This window comes from Microbacterium sp. ISL-59, assembly GCF_018613945.1.
Lineage (GTDB): Bacteria > Actinomycetota > Actinomycetes > Actinomycetales > Microbacteriaceae > Microbacterium > Microbacterium oxydans_B.
In genome coordinates this window covers 781,543-797,053 of record NZ_JAGGPG010000001.1, presented here as the reverse complement: position 1 = coordinate 797,053, position 15,511 = coordinate 781,543, and the positions used below count along the sequence as shown (strand labels likewise).

Below are 15,511 nucleotides of genomic sequence, written 5' to 3'. Positions count from 1 at the left end.
CCCAGTCCACGTGCAGGGTGCGCGTCTAGGATGAGAGAAACACGAGGAAGGGTGGGCCTCTGATGGAATGGCTCGTGCCGGTACTGATCGTTGTCGGAGTGATCCTGCTCGCCGGCATCTATCTGTGGGCCACGTACAACTCGCTGGTGCAGCTGAAGGTGCGCGTCGACGAGGCGTGGAGCGGCATCACGGTGCAGTTGAAGCGACGAGCCGACCTCATCCCCAACCTCATCGAGACGGTCAAGGGATACGCCTCCCACGAGAAGGCGGTCTTCGAGAACGTGACTCGTGCACGCGCCGAGACGCTGTCCGCCGGCGGTCCCGGTGAGGCAGGCATCGCCGAGGGACACCTCCAGCAGGCGCTGCGCAGTCTCTTCGCGGTCGCCGAGGCGTACCCGCAGCTGCAGGCGAGCACGAACTTCCTCCAGGTGCAGCAGGCGCTGGTCGACACCGAAGACAAGATCCAGGCTGCGCGCCGGTTCTACAACGGTGGCGTGCGCGAGCTCAACACCAAGATCAAGGTCTTCCCGAACAACCTGTTCGCCAAGGGCCTCGGCTTCACCGAGCGGGAGTTCTTCGAGGTCGCCGACAGCAGTGCGATCTCCGAGCCGCCTCGCGTGCAGTTCTGATTCGAATCGCATTCACCAGGGGCCCGCTCACCAGGCGCTGAGCACCACGCCGTCTGCGGTGAACGACACGTCGCCGCGCACGGTCCACGTCTCGGTCCGATAAGTGGCCTCGCGCTTCGCGCCGTCCTGCCCTGTTCCGGTGACCGTGGTGAACAGGACGCCGCCCTCCGCCGAGAACTCCGTGCCGGTCAGGGCCAGCGTCGGTAGCTTCTCGATGCGGTATCGGTACTCCGACACCGCGCGGAACTCGGTGCCCCAGGGGACACGGATTCCGCAGCCCTCGGGCGCGGCGGTGCCGGGCTTCGCGCACGTCTCGAGGTGCTCGTCGAGCTGCTTCTGCGCGGCGGCTGTCGCCTCGGGGCGTACCGACACATCGATGTCGACGGCCGTCTCGTCGCCGGGGAGCACGGTCACCGATGTCTCTCCGCTGAGAAGCGACACCGGTGCGGCGGCGGCGGTGTAGGTCGCCGGCAACAGCGCCGTCGCCTCGTCGGCGGGTAGGAGCTGCTCCCCGAAGGCGATGAATGAGCCGACCGAGGGGCGGGCGGTCACGGTACCCCGCCCGGACTCATCCACGACCCACCGTCCGTCGATGGGGGAGAGCGTGAGCTCTGCGGAGTGTTTCTCGTCAGCCAGGCGAAAGGAGATCTCGGCCGTCGCCGTCACACCACCGACCGGCGCGCTGTCGTCTCCGCTGACGGAGATCACCTCCGCATCGTGGACGAGTGCGGTCGCGTCGGAGAACGCGTCGAGCGTCTCCTGCTGCATCACGGCACCAGTGGCCTCCACCGCTGCGGGGTCACCGGATTCGAGCGCGCGCAGGTACTCCGCCGCCGCCTCCTCCGCCGTGGCGGGGCGGCCGGTCGCCTGCCAGATCCACACGCCTCCGGCGACGAGCACGACGACGCCGACCGCACCGGCGATCAGCCACCAGCGCCGCCGGCTCACGGGGCACTCTCTCTGGCGTGCACGTGTCTGTGCAGCTGCGCGCCCGTGCCGCTCAGCGCCTCATGAAGCGCTGCCGTGGCATCGCCCCAACCAGAGACCGACACGCGCTCCAGACCCTGCCAGGCGGCGGCGAGGGCCAGTTCCGCGGCGACGGGCTCGGCATCGCCCGGCAGGGCCTGCGGCTCCCACCACGCGGACTGCACCTGCAGCGTTGAGGTGGCGCGGTCGGCCTTCAGGTCGACCCTCGCCACGATGCGGTCGCCGACGAGCACGGGCAGCGAGTAGTAGCCGAACCGGCGCTTCTCAGCCGGGACGTAGATCTCGATGCGGTAGTCGAGGTCGAAGATGCGCAGCGCCCGGTCGCGGAACCACACCACCGGATCGAAGGGCGTCAGAACGGCTGCGGCTCCGACCTTGCGCGGCAGAACGGCGTCGCGATGCCGCCAGGCGGGCAAAGGACGGCCTCCGCGTTCCCACCCGCGCACCTGAACCGGCTGCAGTTCCCCGGCATCGACGAGCTCGGTGACCGATCGGGCGACCGCGGCACGGTCACGGATCCGGTAGTAGTCGGCGAGGTCGGATTGCGTCGCGACACCGCTCGAGCGAGCCGCACGACGCGTCAGCTCGAGGATCGCCTCGGCGCGGGAGATCTCCCGCGACCGGATACCGTCTGGAATCACCTGCTCGGCCAGGGCGTACGTGCGCTCGAAGCCCCGGCGGCCGCTGACGGCGACATCACCCGTGCGCCAGAGGTGTTCGAGCGCGAGCTTGGCCTCGTCCCAGTCCCACCATGTTCCGCGTTCCCGCGGCGCGTCGTCACGCAGGTCGGCGGGACGCAGCGGACCCCGCGCACGCAGTTCGTCTTGCACCCACTGCACCGTGCGCGCGTTGTTGCTCATCCACGAGTCTTCATCCGCCCACTTCCGCCGGAAGTCGTCCATGCGGAATCGCCACAGCGGCCAGTCCGCCACCGGGATGAACGTCGCCTCGTGGGCGAGGTACTCGACGTAGTGGGTGGTGCGGGAGAGGAAGACCCTGTCGAGGAGCGCCGGGTCGTAGGAGCCGAGACGGGAGAACAGGGGGAGGTAGTGCGAGCGTGCGAACACGTTCACCGAATCGATCTGGAGCACCCCCAGGCGGTCCATCACCCGGTGCACGTGGCGGGCGGTGACCGCCTCGGGTCTGGCGCGGGTGAACCCCTGAGCGGCGAGGGCGATTCGCCGGGCCTGGGTGGAGCTGAGGGTCTCGGTCACGCCGTCAGCGTATCGCCGGGCGCCGACATCGCCCGTTCTCAGCGAAGGATGCGTCGAACGGCATACGGCTTGACCGTAGACTTGGGCGATGAGCGAGGACCAGCGCCCCCGGCTGCGAGATTTCTTCCGTCCGCGCCCGGTGTCCACAGACCGCACCGTGACGACCGACGCCGATGAGGCGGTGCCCTTGTCGCTGCGGATCACAGCGAGCTACTCCTGGCGGCTGTTGATCATCGCCGCAGCGATCGGCGTCTTCATCTGGCTGGTGATGCTGCTGAAGCTCCTGGTCATCCCGCTGATGGTCGGCATCCTCATCACGGCGCTCCTGTGGCCGGCGTTCTCGTGGATGCTGCGTCGCGGACTCCCTCGCTGGCTGGCGATCGCCATCTCGCTCATCGGGACAGCGGCCATCGTGACCGGCCTGCTCTGGCTCGTCGTCTGGCAGGTGCGTGCCCAGCTGCCCGACGTGCAGGCGCGCTCGACCGAGGCGTTCGACCAGTTCCAGGTCTGGCTGCACGAGGGTCCCCTGAACCTCTCCGACACCCAGATCGCCGACTATCTGCAGCAGGGCCTCGACTTCCTCGACGAGCAGACGCAGGCGCTGTGGACGGGTGCCCTGGCCATCGGCACCACCGTGGGTCACGTCGCCACCGGTGCGCTGCTGTCGTTGTTCATCCTCATCTGCCTGCTCGCCGACGGCGCCGGCATCTGGCGGTGGACCGTGAAGATCTTCCCGCGCAAGGCCCGCCCGGCGGTCGACGGGGCTGCGCGAAACGGCTGGGCGACGATCGTGAACTACGCCCGCACTCAGTTGTTCGTGGCCACCATCGACGCGATCGGCATCGGCCTCGGGGCCTTCCTGCTGCAGGTGCCGCTCGCGCTTCCGGTCGCCGTGCTGGTGTTCCTCGGCTCCTTCATCCCGATCGTGGGTGCGGTCGCGACCGGCGCTGTCGCCGTGTTCCTCGCACTCGTCTACAACGGGCCGTGGATCGCACTGTGGATGCTCGTGGTCGTGCTGGCTGTCCAGCAGATCGAGGGCCACATCCTGCAGCCGATCATGATGGGCTCTGCGGTGAAGGTGCACCCGCTCGCGGTCGTGCTCGTCGTGGCGGGTGGCGCGATGATCGCCGGCATCCCCGGAGCGCTCTTCGCCGTTCCACTGGCGGCCTTCGTCAACGTCGCGGCCGTGACCATCAGCTCGGGTTCCTGGCGCACCGGCGTCGGTCCGAGCGGAGACCTTATCTGGAGCACAGTACCGCGCGAGCGGAGACGGAGGAATCGATGAGTGCAGTCCCCAGCCTGACCGAGTTCGAACAAGCAGCTCAGAGTCTGGCTGAGGTGATCTCGCACACGCCGACGCTGCCGTCGCGAGCCCTCTCCGACATTCACGGAGGCCCCGTCCTGCTGAAGATGGAGAATCTTCAGCGCACGGGCTCGTTCAAGATCCGCGGTGCCGCGTACCGCCTGTCACGCCTGAGCGCTGAAGAGCGCTCGCGCGGCGTCGTCGCGGCATCCGCGGGCAACCACGCTCAGGGCGTCGCGCTCGCGGCGCAGGCGCTCGGCATTCCCGCGACCATCTTCATGCCGCTGGGCGTTCCGGTTCCCAAGCTTCTCGCCACGCGCGGGTACGGTGCAGAGGTCGTGCTGGAGGGCGAGACCGTGGCGACCTCGCTGCGTCTGGCGGCGGAGTTCTCCGAGCGCACCGGTGCCGTGCTGATCCATCCGTTCGACCACCGCGACATCGTGATCGGGCAGGGGACGCTCGGACTCGAACTGCTCGAGGACGCCCCCGACGTCGACACCGTGGTGCTCGGCATCGGCGGTGGTGGCCTGATCGCCGGTGTCGCTGCGGCCGTGAAGGCGCGCGCCGCGGAGCTGGGGCGCACCGTTCGCATCATCGGCGTGCAGGCCGAGAACGCCGCCGCCGTGCCCCCGTCTCTCGCTGCGGGGGAGCCCGTCGACATCGTCACTCGACCGACCATCGCCGATGGAATCCTGGTCGCACGCCCCGGCGCCATTCCGTTCGACATCATCAAGGACCTCGTCGACGAGGTCGTCACCGTCTCCGACGACGACCTCGCTCGGGCGATCCTGATCCTGCTGGAGCAGGCGAAGGTCGTGGTCGAGCCGGCCGGTGCGGCCGGTGTCGCGGCGATCATGGCCGGCAAGGTCTCGGGTACCGGCACGACCATGGCTGTGCTCTCGGGCGGCAACATCGATCCGCTCCTCCTGCAGCGGGTCGTGTCCCACGGGCTCGCCGCATCGGGCCGGTACCTCACGATCCGGGTTCCGCTGCCGGACCGCCCCGGTCAACTCGCCCGTGTCTCCGACCTCATCGCCGGGGCAGGCGCGAACGTCATCGAGGCGATACACACCAGGCACGGTCACGGACTGCAGATCAGCGAGGTCATCCTCGAGCTCAGCGTCGAGACGCGCGGCCCGGAGCATTCGGAGCACACTCTCGACACTCTGCGCCGCGCCGGCTTCGAGCCCATCATCGTCGCCGACTAGGTACACGGTCGCTCACGCAGAAGCGCCCCCGCGTCCGAGAGGATGCGGGGGCGCTTCTTGCGTAGGGCGTCAGCCCGCGTAGGTCTCGACGTTCACGATCTCGACGCTGATCGAACGCCCGTTGGGCGCTTCGTAGGCCGACTTCTCGCCGACCTTGAGGCCGAGGATGGCCTGACCGAGCGGGCTGGCCTCGCTGTAGACGTCGAGGTCGCTGCCGACGGCGATCTCCCGGCTGCCGAGGAGGAAGACCTCTTCGCCGCCGGCGACGAGCGCGGTGACGACGGTGCCGGGCTCGACGATCCCGCGGCTGGCGGGAGCTTCGCCGACCTTGGCGGTCTTCAGCAGAGCCTCGAGGGTGCGGATGCGGGCCTCCTGCTTGCCCTGCTCATCCTTCGCGGCGTGGTATCCGCCGTTCTCCTTGAGGTCGCCTTCTTCGCGGGCCGCCTCGATGCGCTTGGCGATCTCATCGCGACCCACGGTCGACAGGTGCTCCAGCTCGGCGACGAGCCGGTCGTAAGCCTCCTGCGTGAGGAAGGGAACCTGAGCATCGGTGGACATGGCGAAGCTCCTTCTTTCGGGATCCCTCCGGCGTGCTGCGGGGGATATGCCAAGACGCCCCGGCTCGTGCCGGGGCGTCGTATGTCTGCCACGAGTCTAGGCGACCCAGCAGGTGTTCACCAAACCTGTCGTGGCCTCGGCGACCGTCGGGATGGTGACCGACTTCGCCTGTGAGTGACTGTCCCCGGCGGGGATCTCGACGATCTTCCAGCCGACCACGCCGAACTCCTCATCGAGGGCTTCGAGGGCGCAGACGACGTCCCGGCCCTGCACGCCGGTGACCTGGAAGCTCACTTCTACCGAGTACTCATCGACGAGCGTGAAGCCCAGATCGTCGGCGTCGACGGAGGCCATGGACTGCGCGACGGTCATCCAGCTGAACGCACCGACCACGAGCAGCGCGAGGCCGCCGCCGACGATCCACGGCCACCGCCGCCGTCGGGTTCGTCCATAGCGTTCGTCGAGCTCTTGTGCGGTCGTCACAGGTGGGTCTTCCCGGTCGTTAGGCTGGTAGTACCAGGTTATGCGACCTGCGTACGAAAGGCCGATTCATGCTCGCTCTGACCGAGACCCCGATGCCGACACCGTCCATGACGGTGAAGCCGGAGGCCGTCACCCCCGGGTTCATCGGTTTCGCCGTGATCGTGGTGATCGTGATCGCCGTGATCCTGCTCATCTGGGACATGAATCGTCGGATCCGCCGCGTCCGGTACCGCGACGAGGTGCGCGAGGAACTCGACGCCGAGGAAGCCGCACGCGCCGCCTTCGGAGCCCAAGGCGACACGAGCACGACGGGATCGACCGAGATCGACGGCGCCGGCGCCCGCGACGAGGGCGAAGAACCGCCGGCACGCTGAGTGCCCCAGGGCGCCGGAGCGCCCGAGCGAGCCCAGGCCGACGGGTGACTACGGAGCGCCGAGCGAGGGCGACAGCGGTGCGAGGGCGATGAGCAGGCACGCGGTCCAATGGCACAGGAACGCGAGCACGGTGCACACGTGGAAGATCTCGTGGAAGCCGAAGTGGCCGGGCCAGGGATTCGGCTTCTTGAGCGCGTAGACGACCGCGCCGCCCGTGTACAGGAGCCCGCCGACGATGACGAGCACCATCATCGCGACGTTCGCCGCGAGAAGGTCGCCGATGTACATCACGGCCGCCCAGCCGAGCAGCAGGTACAGGGCGACGTAGAGCCAGCGCGGCGCGTTGATCCAGAAGACTCGGAACAGGATTCCGATCGCGGTCCCACCCCAGACGAGGCAGAGCAGCAGCACGCCCTGCTCCGGCGGCAGCGCGAGGACCGCCAGCGGCGTGTAGGTGCCGGCGATCAGCAGCAGGATGTTCGCGTGATCGATCCGCTTCAGGAGTACCTTCACCTTCGGCTTCCAATCGAACCGGTGGTACAGCGCCGAGTTGCCGAACAGCAGCATCGAGGTGACCATGAACACGGCGGAGGCCCATTTCGCTGCGGCCCCATCGGCCACGAGGATCAGGATCGCGCCGGCGACCACCGCCACGGGGAAGGTGCCCGCGTGGATCCATCCTCGCCATGTGGGCCGGATCTCCACCGCGGCATCGACTTCGCCGGCGGCGTGCAGCGGGAGCTCGGGGACATCGGGACCGGACTGTTCGGGAGTGCTCACGTGCTCACTCTAAGCCGATGCGCATACCTCGACGAGCACATGATCCTCAGCATCCGCACACCGTGGCGAAAGCCCTGGCACGGTAGCGTAGGGAGGTGATATCACGCGAGAATCCGGTGCGAGGGCCGCTGTATCGGCTCTACACCAGTCGGCTGCGTCGCCACCTCGATCCCGCTTCCGTCCCACATCACGTCGCGATGATGATCGACGGCAACAGGCGATGGGCGCGCCAGCTCGGATTCGACAGTGCGGCAGAAGGCCACCGGGCCGGGGCTGCGAAGATGCGTGAGTTCCTCGGCTGGTGCGACGAACTCGGCGTGCGCGTCGTGTCGCTGTATCTGCTCTCCAGCGACAACCTGCGAAAGAGGGACTCCGCGGAGCTCGCCGACCTCATCGAGATCATCGCCGAGCTGGCAGAGGCGCTGTCCCAGGAGGGCAACTGGCGCGTCAAGCACGTCGGACGCTCCGACATCCTTCCGCCCGAACTCGCCAGAGTGCTCGCCGACGCCGAGGCGCGCACCAAGGACCACAGCGGACTCCACGTGAATCTCGCCGTCGGCTACGGCGGTCGCAACGAGATCGTCGACGCGGTTCGCAGCATCATCACCAAGCACGAAGCTTCGGGCGGCACGCTGGAGGACCTCGCCGCCCACCTCACTCCGGAGATGATCGGCGAGCATCTGTACACCGGGGGACAACCGGATCCCGATCTCGTCATCCGCACGAGCGGTGAGCAGCGACTCAGCGACTTCCTGCTCTGGCAGAGCGCGCACAGCGAGTTCTATTTCGTCGAGGCCCTCGGGCCGGATCTGCGACAGGTCGACTTCCTCCGCGCGATCCGCGACTACACGGATCGCGAACGCCGGTTCGGCCGCTGACCGGAGGCGGTGCGACCGGCACCGTGTCACAATGACGCAGTGAGCACTTTCCAGGACTATGTCGACACGTTCGACAACGAGTCCGGCTACCTGAACTGGGCGGCTTTCGGCCCGCTGTCTCCCTCGGTGCGCGAAGAGGTCTTCGCCGACGCCGACCTCCTGGGAAGCGGACGCCCCTCCTCCCTGTCGCTGGTCGCCGAGCGCGTCGGTCAGGCGCAAGAGCTCGTCGCGGAGATGCTCGGCGGCGACGCTGCCGACGTCACCCTGCAGCCCTCGTCGACGCAGGGACTGATGCACGCGCTGTACGGCATCTCCGGGGCGGTCATCGCGAGCACGGCGGAGTTCCCCAGCGTCAGCCTGACGCTCGAGCGGGCCGCGACCGCATCGGACCGCGCGGTCACGCCCCGGTGGATCACGCCCGACGACGGACGCGTGACGCCGGATGCGGTCGCCGAGGCTCTCGACGACGAGATCGTCGCATTGGCGGTGAGTCACGTCGACTTCCGCACCGGGTACCGTGTCGACCTCGCCGCACTGCGTGACGTGATCGGTCCCGACCGCCTGCTCATCGTCGACGCGGTGCAGTCGTTCGGCGTGATCGACGTCGACTACACGGCCGCCGACGTGGTGGTCGGACACGGCTACAAGTGGCTGCGTGCGGGCAGGGGCAGCGCCTTCGCCTGGTTCGCGCCGCGAGCACGGGAGCGGATCGTCCCCGTGCTCTCCGGGATCACCGGGACCACGGCGACCGACCTGTTCGTCGACGAGCTGCCGGCTCCGGCGGCATCCGCCAGGGCGTATACGGTCAGTCAGCCGGACACCCTCGCTGCGGGACGACTCGCGATCGGTGTGCGCGACATGCGCGACGCCGGAGTCGCCGCCATCGAGGAGCGGCTCGCCGACAACGTCGACCGTGTCATCGAGATCGCCGACCGCCATGGGATCGAGGTGAGTTCGCCGCGCGAGCGCTCGCAGCGTGCCGGCATCGTCGCGCTGGCGCCGGAAGAGCCCGCCCGGCTCGCGGCGGCGCTGGCGAATGCAGGAATCGTGGTGACGGCGCGCGGATCCTCGGTGCGCATCGCCCCGCACGCGGGCACAGACGCGGCCACCCTTGAACTGCTCGACGAGACGCTGCACGCGTTCGGCAACGAGACGTTCATCAGCGCGTAACGAATCCCTGGCGTGTCTAGCCCGGGTTAATCCCCTGGGCGGTCGTACGTTCTAGGCATCGGGCAAGGCGCCCGTTCGGGTCGGCCTCAGGTTCGCGGCTCGTGACCCCCTGGTCGACTCGTTCGAATAGCCGGGATTCCCCGGGTCGGGAGTGGGTCGTGACCACACGTACAGCGCAGCAGGCCACCAGCACCGCGCAGCAGTCCACCCGTAAGACGTCAAGCCGGGCATCATCGTCCGCCGATCCGGATCAGGATCTGCGCACCTACGTGCTCGACACCTCCGTTCTGCTGAGCGATCCGCAGGCGTTCTTCCGTTTCGCAGAGCACTCGGTCGTCGTCCCGGTGGTCGTGATCACGGAGCTGGAGGGCAAGCGTCACGACCCCGAGATCGGATACTTCGCACGCCAGGCGCTGCGGCACCTCGACGACCTGCGCATCGAACACGGACGCCTGGACTTCCCGGTCGAGGTCGGGGAGGGCGGCACGCTCCGCGTCGAGCTCGCCAACACCGACTCCTCGGTGCTCCCGGCCGGCATCCGTCTCAGCGACAACGACACCCGCATCCTCTCGGTCGCGATGCACCTCGCGCAGGACGGCCAGGACGTCACGATCGTCTCGAAGGACCTGCCGATGCGCGTGAAGGCCGCATCGCTGGGACTCCGGGCGGAGGAGTACCTCGCCGAGCAGGCGGTGGACTCCGGATGGACCGGCATCGCGACGCTCGACCTCTCCGGCGACGACATCAGCGACCTCTACGAGAGCGAAGTCGGCATCAGCGACCAGGCTCGGGGGATCCCGGTGAACACCGGGCTGATCATCCACTCCGAGCGCGGCTCCGCTCTCGGGCGCGTCACGGGTGATGGCGAGTTCCGCCTGGTGCGCGGCGACCGCGACATCTTCGGCATGCACGGCCGTTCGGCGGAGCAGCGGATCGCGATCGACCTGCTGCTCGACCAGGAGGTCGGCATCGTCTCCCTCGGCGGTCGTGCGGGAACCGGCAAGTCGGCGCTCGCACTGTGCGCCGGGCTCGAGGCCGTGTTGGAGCGCCAGCAGCAGAAGAAGATCATCGTGTTCCGGCCGCTGTTCGCGGTCGGCGGCCAGGAGCTCGGCTACCTGCCCGGCGACCAGGGCGAGAAGATGGGCCCCTGGGGGCAGGCGGTGTTCGACACGCTCGGCTCGGTCGTCTCCGGCAACGTCATCGAAGAGGTCGTCGAGCGCGGACTGCTCGAGGTGCTGCCGCTCACCCACATCCGTGGACGCTCTCTGCACGACGCCTTCGTGATCGTCGATGAGGCGCAATCGCTGGAACGGAACGTGCTGCTCACGGTGCTGAGCCGCATGGGACAGAACTCGCGGGTCATCCTCACCCACGACGTCGGTCAGCGGGACAACCTCCGCGTCGGCCGGCACGACGGGATCGCCAGCGTGATCGAGACGCTGAAGGGGCATGAGCTCTTCGGACATGTCACCCTGACGCGCTCGGAGCGCTCGGCCATCGCCGCCCTCGTCACCGAGCTTCTGGAGGGCGGAGAGCTCAGCTGACGACCGGAAACGACGGATGCCGCGAGGAACGAGTCCTCGCGGCATCCGTCGTTTCGTGCGGGTCAGCCCGGGTGGGTCATCGAGAGCAGGTCGAGCTTCTCGTCGAGCTGCTCGAGGGTGAGGTCGCCGCGCTCGACATAGCCGAGGTCGATCACGGCGTCGCGCACGGTGATGCCCTTGGCGACCGAGTGCTTGGCGATCTTCGCCGCAGCTTCGTAGCCGATGAGCTTGTTGAGCGGAGTGACGATCGACGGGCTCATACCCGCGAAAGCTGCCGCCCGCTCGACGTTCGCCTGCAGGCCGTCGATCGTCTTGTCGGCGAGTACGCGCGAAGCGTTCGACAGCAGACGGATCGACTCGAGCACGGCCGTGCCCATCACCGGGATCGCGACGTTGAGCTCGAACGAACCGGATGCTCCGGCCCACGCGACCGTCGCATCGTTGCCGATCACCCGCGCGCACACCATCAGCACGGCTTCGGGGACCACCGGGTTGACCTTGCCGGGCATGATCGAGGAGCCGGGCTGGAGGTCGGGGATGTGCAGTTCTCCGAGGCCCGTGTTGGGGCCGGAGCCCATCCACCGCAGGTCGTTGTTGATCTTGGTGAGCGAGACGGCGATCGTCCGCAGAGCGCCGGATGCCTCGACCAGGCCGTCGCGGTTGGCCTGCGCCTCGAAGTGATCCTTGGCCTCGGTGATGGGCAGCTCGGTCTCGGCCGCGAGCAGCGCGATGACCTTCTGCGGGAAGCCGAGGGGCGTGTTGATACCGGTGCCCACCGCGGTGCCGCCCAGGGGGACCTCGGCGACGCGGGGGAGAGCGGACTGCACGCGCTCGATGCCGAGGCGGACCTGTCGGGCGTAGCCGCCGAACTCCTGGCCGAGGGTCACGGGCGTGGCATCCATGAGGTGCGTGCGGCCGGACTTGACCGCATCCTTCCAGAGCTCCGCCTTCGCCTCGAGGGCGACCGCGAGGTGGTCGAGCGCAGGGATGAGGGTGTCGATGAGGGCCTGTGTCACGGCGATGTGCACCGACGTCGGGAACACGTCGTTCGACGACTGCGAGGCGTTCACGTGGTCGTTCGGGTGCACGGTCGAGCCGAGGATGCCGGTCGCGAGGGTCGCGAGCACCTCGTTCATGTTCATGTTCGACGACGTGCCGGAACCGGTCTGATAGGTGTCGACCGGGAACTCGCCGTCGTGCGCGCCGGAGGCCACCTGATCGGCGGCCTGCGCGATCGCGTCGGCGATGGCTCCGTCGAGCGTGCCGAGCTCCTTGTTGGCGAGCGCCGCAGCCTTCTTGATCCGCGCGAGCGCGGCGATCTGCGTGGATTCGAGACCCTTGCCCGAGATCGGGAAGTTCTCGACGGCGCGCTGCGTCTGCGCCCCGTAGAGGGCATTCACGGGCACCCGCACCTCACCCATGGTGTCGTGCTCGATGCGGTACTCGTTATCGGTCATTCCGAACCCTCCTTGGTTGCGGGGTCGATCCCCTTGGTGACGTCGGTGTCGAGCCCGACCGTGATGACGGGCACTGCCACGCCTTCGGCCAGACGGTAGTTGGCGCCGACGATGCCGAGACGGCCTTCGGCGACGGCGTTGCTGATGATCTCGGACGACTGCAGCAGATCGCGCACGGTGTTGCGCAGGTGCTCGATGCCGACGAGCTCCGAGTCGATGTCGGCGACGGTGCCGCCGCCGTTCTCTGCCAGGACCTTCCGGGCCGCGGGAACGATCGGGGCGATCAGCTTCCAGATGTGCGGCGGCAGGGGCGCGGCGTCGATCGCGGTGCCGTCGATCGCTGCGCGAACCGCGCCGCAGGAGTCGTGGGCGAGGACCACGATCAGAGGCACTTCGAGCACCGCGACCGCGTACTCGAGGCTCGCGACGATCGATTCACCGATGACCTGGCCGGCGTTGCGTACGACGAACAGGTCACCGAGGCCGAGGTCGAAGATGATCTCAGCGGCGAGACGGGAGTCAGAGCAGCCGAACAGCGTGGCGACGGGGTGCTGCGCCGCCGCCAGGTCTTTGCGGCGGAGCACATCCTGGTTCGGGTGACGCGGCTCGTCCGCGACGAAACGGCGGTTGCCATCCTGCATCTGCTGCCAGGCTGCGGCCGGGGTCAGGGGGTGCGTCATGAGGCCTCCGAGATGTCGCGGATCTGCGGGATGAGGGATTCTGCGAGCTCCGCGGTGGAGTCTGCGGAGCGCGCGCCGTAGAGCAGGATGTAGTCGTCGCCCGCCTGAGTGCCGATGGCGTAGGTGACGTTCGCGTTGGACTCGGCGCTACCGGGCTTGTAGACGTCCCAGTCGAGTCCGCCGATGCGCACCGTGTCCGTGGGAGCGATGCCGCTCAGACGTTGCGGGGCCCAGGACGCGTCGGCGTCGAAGGCCTGCGCGACCTTGATGAAGCCGCGCTCGGTGTCGGATTTCGGGGCGAGCGTCACTTCCCAGACGACCGTGGCGCCGCCCTGCATCTCCGCTTTGTTCGCGCGCCAGAAGGTACCGAGCTCGGGGATGAGGACGGGGCGCTCCATCGAGGACTCCACGCCTTCGGCCACGGCCGCGACGTCGAGCGGCTTGCGCTCCACAGGCTCGCCCCGGGGCACGGCGAAGATGATGACGGCGACGACGGCCACTGTGACCAGCAGTGCCGCGATGAGATTGCGGAAGGTCTGGCTGGATCGATAGGCCTTGCTCGACGCCGCCTTGCGGGCGGCGGTCTCGTCCGGCGTCTCGGGGCGTCCGAGCTCGGCGATGATCGGAGGCTGCTTGCTCATGCGTCTCCGCCAGGGGCCTCGTCGGATGCGGCCGCACGGGCGGCGTCCAGACGGCGCTTCGCGCCGAGCAGCCACTCCTCGCAGCGTGCGGCCAGCGCCTCGCCGCGCTCCCAGAGCGCGAGTGAGTGCTCGAGCGTCGGAGAGCCCTGCTCCAGCTCGGCGACGACCTTGACGAGCTCGTCACGGGCTGCCTCGAACGACAGCGTCTCCACGGGGATGTCGTTCAGGGCGCTCACTCCTCCATCCTACGTCGTGCGTCGCGTCGGCCCGGCTCAGTCGCTCTCAGGGATCTCGCCCTCCGAGCGGGCAGCCACCGATCCACGATCGACCGTGATCGTCAGCGCGCTGCCTGCCGGCGCATCCGCCGCATCGCGAAGGATCACGCCGCCCTCGAGGTGCGCGATCGCATAGCCGCGAGCCAGGGTCGCCGCGGGGGAGAGCGCGCGCAGGGAGGCGCGCAGTTCGCTCGTGCGACGGCCCGCGAGGTCGAGCTGCCGGGTGAGGCTGTCGCGGCCACGGGACAGCAGGAGCCACAGCTCCTGCGCGCGCGCGTCGATGATCGGCGCGGGGGAGCGGAGGACCGGGCGGGAGCGGAGCTGCTCGAGCTGTGCGATGTCGTGCGTGAAGCGCTGGGTGAGGCGCGACGTCGCGCGGGATCTCAACTGCGCGATCAGAGCTCGCTGCTCTCCGATATCGGGTACCACGCGCTTCGCCGCATCCGTCGGAGTGGACGCGCGGAGGTCGGCGACATCGTCGAGGAGGGGGTGGTCGTTCTCATGTCCGATCGCGCTGACGACGGGAGTGGTCGCCGCGGACACCGCCCGCACGAGACGCTCGTCGCTGAAGCCGAGCAGCGTCTGCGGGTCACCGCCGCCGCGAGCGATGATGATGACATCGACCTCGGTGTCCGCGTCCAACTTCGCCAGGGCGGCCAGGGTGTCGGGCACACAGCGATCACCCTGCACGGCGGCGTATTCGGTGCGGAAGCGCACCTGCGGCCAGCGCAGCTCGGCGTTGCGGTGCACGTCTTTCTCGGCGTCGGAGCGCTCGCCGGTGATCAGACCGATGACGTGCGGGAGGAACGGCAGGCGCTTCTTGCGGGCCGGGTCGAACAGGCCCTCCTGACGCAGTTGCACACGGAGCTTCTCGAGACGTTCGAGCTGATCGCCCAGGCCCACGTGCTTCATCGCGGAGACCGCGAAGCTGAAGTCTCCGGCCTTCACGAAGTAGTCGGCCTTCACCGCGACGACGACGTGATCGCCGATGCCGATGTCGGACGGGATGCGTCCGCGCACACTCGACCACACGCGGATCGAGATCTGCGCGTCGGAGCGGGTGTCTTTCAGTCGTGCGAAGACGTTGCCGGCGCGCACGTTCCAGGACGTGATCTCACCTTCGACCCACACCGTGTTCCAGCGGGCGATGAAGTCGCGGATGGTCGTGTTGAGCCGCGTGACCGAGGTGGGGGCATCGGCTGTGGAATCGCGCGGCGCGACCGAATCGGCGGGCGGCGTCTCGCCCTGGCCCGTCGTCGCTTCGAAGACTGTCATCCGCTCCCGTTCCTGACCTTGCGCTCTCCGGCCTCGCACAGCCGCGCGGCGGTAG

General features: G+C 68.5%; 17 protein-coding genes. 7 read left to right on the top strand and 10 right to left on the bottom strand.

What is annotated here, in order from left to right:
- Positions 1-62: 62 nt before the first annotated feature.
- Positions 63-629 carry a LemA family protein gene (locus tag J7E45_RS03830; RefSeq protein ID WP_029262976.1) on the top strand — a complete coding sequence of 189 codons (567 nt, stop codon included), beginning with the start codon at positions 63-65 and terminating at the stop codon, positions 627-629.
- A 27-nt stretch (positions 630-656) separates the two neighbouring features.
- Here J7E45_RS03830 and J7E45_RS03825 read toward each other — a convergent pair whose 3' ends face one another.
- Complete coding sequence (locus J7E45_RS03825) at positions 657-1,577, bottom strand: hypothetical protein (protein WP_215067126.1); 921 nt, start codon at positions 1,575-1,577, stop codon at positions 657-659.
- Entirely contained in the window at positions 1,574-2,830 is a 1,257-nt protein-coding gene (locus tag J7E45_RS03820) for a winged helix-turn-helix domain-containing protein (RefSeq protein ID WP_215067123.1), read from the bottom strand. The genes J7E45_RS03825 and J7E45_RS03820 overlap by 4 nt, the downstream gene beginning before the upstream one ends.
- A gap of 88 nt (positions 2,831-2,918) precedes the next feature.
- Here J7E45_RS03820 and J7E45_RS03815 point away from each other — a divergent pair, with 88 nt between their 5' ends.
- Together J7E45_RS03815 and ilvA are read left to right on the top strand one after the other, a co-directional pair.
- Entirely contained in the window at positions 2,919-4,115 is a 1,197-nt protein-coding gene (locus J7E45_RS03815) for an AI-2E family transporter (RefSeq protein ID WP_205828950.1), read from the top strand.
- Positions 4,112-5,341: a threonine ammonia-lyase gene (gene ilvA / locus J7E45_RS03810; RefSeq protein ID WP_215067121.1), complete on the top strand. Its 1,230-nt coding sequence runs from the start codon at positions 4,112-4,114 to the stop codon at positions 5,339-5,341. Before J7E45_RS03815 ends, ilvA begins: the two co-directional genes overlap by 4 nt.
- A 69-nt stretch (positions 5,342-5,410) precedes the next feature.
- Here ilvA and greA read toward each other — a convergent pair whose 3' ends face one another.
- Positions 5,411-5,899 carry a transcription elongation factor GreA gene (greA, locus tag J7E45_RS03805; RefSeq protein ID WP_029262971.1) on the bottom strand — a complete coding sequence of 163 codons (489 nt, stop codon included), beginning with the start codon at positions 5,897-5,899 and terminating at the stop codon, positions 5,411-5,413.
- A gap of 96 nt (positions 5,900-5,995) precedes the next feature.
- Positions 5,996-6,382, bottom strand: coding sequence for a DUF4307 domain-containing protein (locus tag J7E45_RS03800; RefSeq protein WP_167633925.1), 387 nt, complete (start codon positions 6,380-6,382; stop codon positions 5,996-5,998).
- A gap of 68 nt (positions 6,383-6,450) precedes the next feature.
- On the opposite strand from J7E45_RS03800, the gene J7E45_RS03795 reads away from it, so the two are divergent.
- The gene (locus tag J7E45_RS03795; RefSeq protein WP_237682422.1) at positions 6,451-6,756 is read left to right on the top strand and encodes a hypothetical protein; all 306 of its coding nucleotides are present in this window, start codon (positions 6,451-6,453) and stop codon (positions 6,754-6,756) included.
- Positions 6,757-6,804: 48 nt separating this feature from the next.
- Here J7E45_RS03795 and J7E45_RS03790 read toward each other — a convergent pair whose 3' ends face one another.
- The gene (locus tag J7E45_RS03790) at positions 6,805-7,536 is read right to left on the bottom strand and encodes a hemolysin III family protein (RefSeq protein WP_091034275.1); all 732 of its coding nucleotides are present in this window, start codon (positions 7,534-7,536) and stop codon (positions 6,805-6,807) included.
- A 98-nt stretch (positions 7,537-7,634) separates the two neighbouring features.
- Here J7E45_RS03790 and J7E45_RS03785 point away from each other — a divergent pair, with 98 nt between their 5' ends.
- The 3 genes from J7E45_RS03785 (at position 7,635) to J7E45_RS03775 (ending at position 11,128) form a co-directional block, all read left to right on the top strand.
- On the top strand, positions 7,635-8,414 hold the full coding sequence (locus J7E45_RS03785) for an isoprenyl transferase (protein WP_091034563.1): 780 nt from the start codon (positions 7,635-7,637) through the stop codon (positions 8,412-8,414).
- Between the two features lie 39 nt (positions 8,415-8,453).
- The gene (locus J7E45_RS03780) at positions 8,454-9,584 is read left to right on the top strand and encodes an aminotransferase class V-fold PLP-dependent enzyme (RefSeq protein WP_091034272.1); all 1,131 of its coding nucleotides are present in this window, start codon (positions 8,454-8,456) and stop codon (positions 9,582-9,584) included.
- Positions 9,585-9,742: 158 nt separating this feature from the next.
- Positions 9,743-11,128: a PhoH family protein gene (locus J7E45_RS03775; RefSeq protein ID WP_029262965.1), complete on the top strand. Its 1,386-nt coding sequence runs from the start codon at positions 9,743-9,745 to the stop codon at positions 11,126-11,128.
- Between the two features lie 62 nt (positions 11,129-11,190).
- Here the strand turns inward: J7E45_RS03775 and J7E45_RS03770 are convergent, their stop codons facing one another.
- Genes J7E45_RS03770 through xseA form a run of 5 tightly spaced genes read right to left on the bottom strand, consistent with a single transcriptional unit; the run spans position 11,191 to position 15,456 of the window.
- Positions 11,191-12,585, bottom strand: coding sequence for an aspartate ammonia-lyase (locus J7E45_RS03770; protein WP_167633927.1), 1,395 nt, complete (start codon positions 12,583-12,585; stop codon positions 11,191-11,193).
- The gene (locus J7E45_RS03765; protein ID WP_091034267.1) at positions 12,582-13,265 is read right to left on the bottom strand and encodes a carbonic anhydrase; all 684 of its coding nucleotides are present in this window, start codon (positions 13,263-13,265) and stop codon (positions 12,582-12,584) included. Before J7E45_RS03765 ends, J7E45_RS03770 begins: the two co-directional genes overlap by 4 nt.
- Positions 13,262-13,906 carry a DUF4245 family protein gene (locus J7E45_RS03760; protein WP_215067119.1) on the bottom strand — a complete coding sequence of 215 codons (645 nt, stop codon included), beginning with the start codon at positions 13,904-13,906 and terminating at the stop codon, positions 13,262-13,264. Before J7E45_RS03760 ends, J7E45_RS03765 begins: the two co-directional genes overlap by 4 nt.
- On the bottom strand, positions 13,903-14,142 hold the full coding sequence (locus tag J7E45_RS03755) for an exodeoxyribonuclease VII small subunit (protein WP_208617666.1): 240 nt from the start codon (positions 14,140-14,142) through the stop codon (positions 13,903-13,905). The genes J7E45_RS03760 and J7E45_RS03755 overlap by 4 nt, the downstream gene beginning before the upstream one ends.
- 36 nt (positions 14,143-14,178) lie before the next feature.
- Complete coding sequence (xseA, locus tag J7E45_RS03750; RefSeq protein ID WP_215067117.1) at positions 14,179-15,456, bottom strand: exodeoxyribonuclease VII large subunit; 1,278 nt, start codon at positions 15,454-15,456, stop codon at positions 14,179-14,181.
- Positions 15,457-15,511 lie beyond the last annotated feature (55 nt).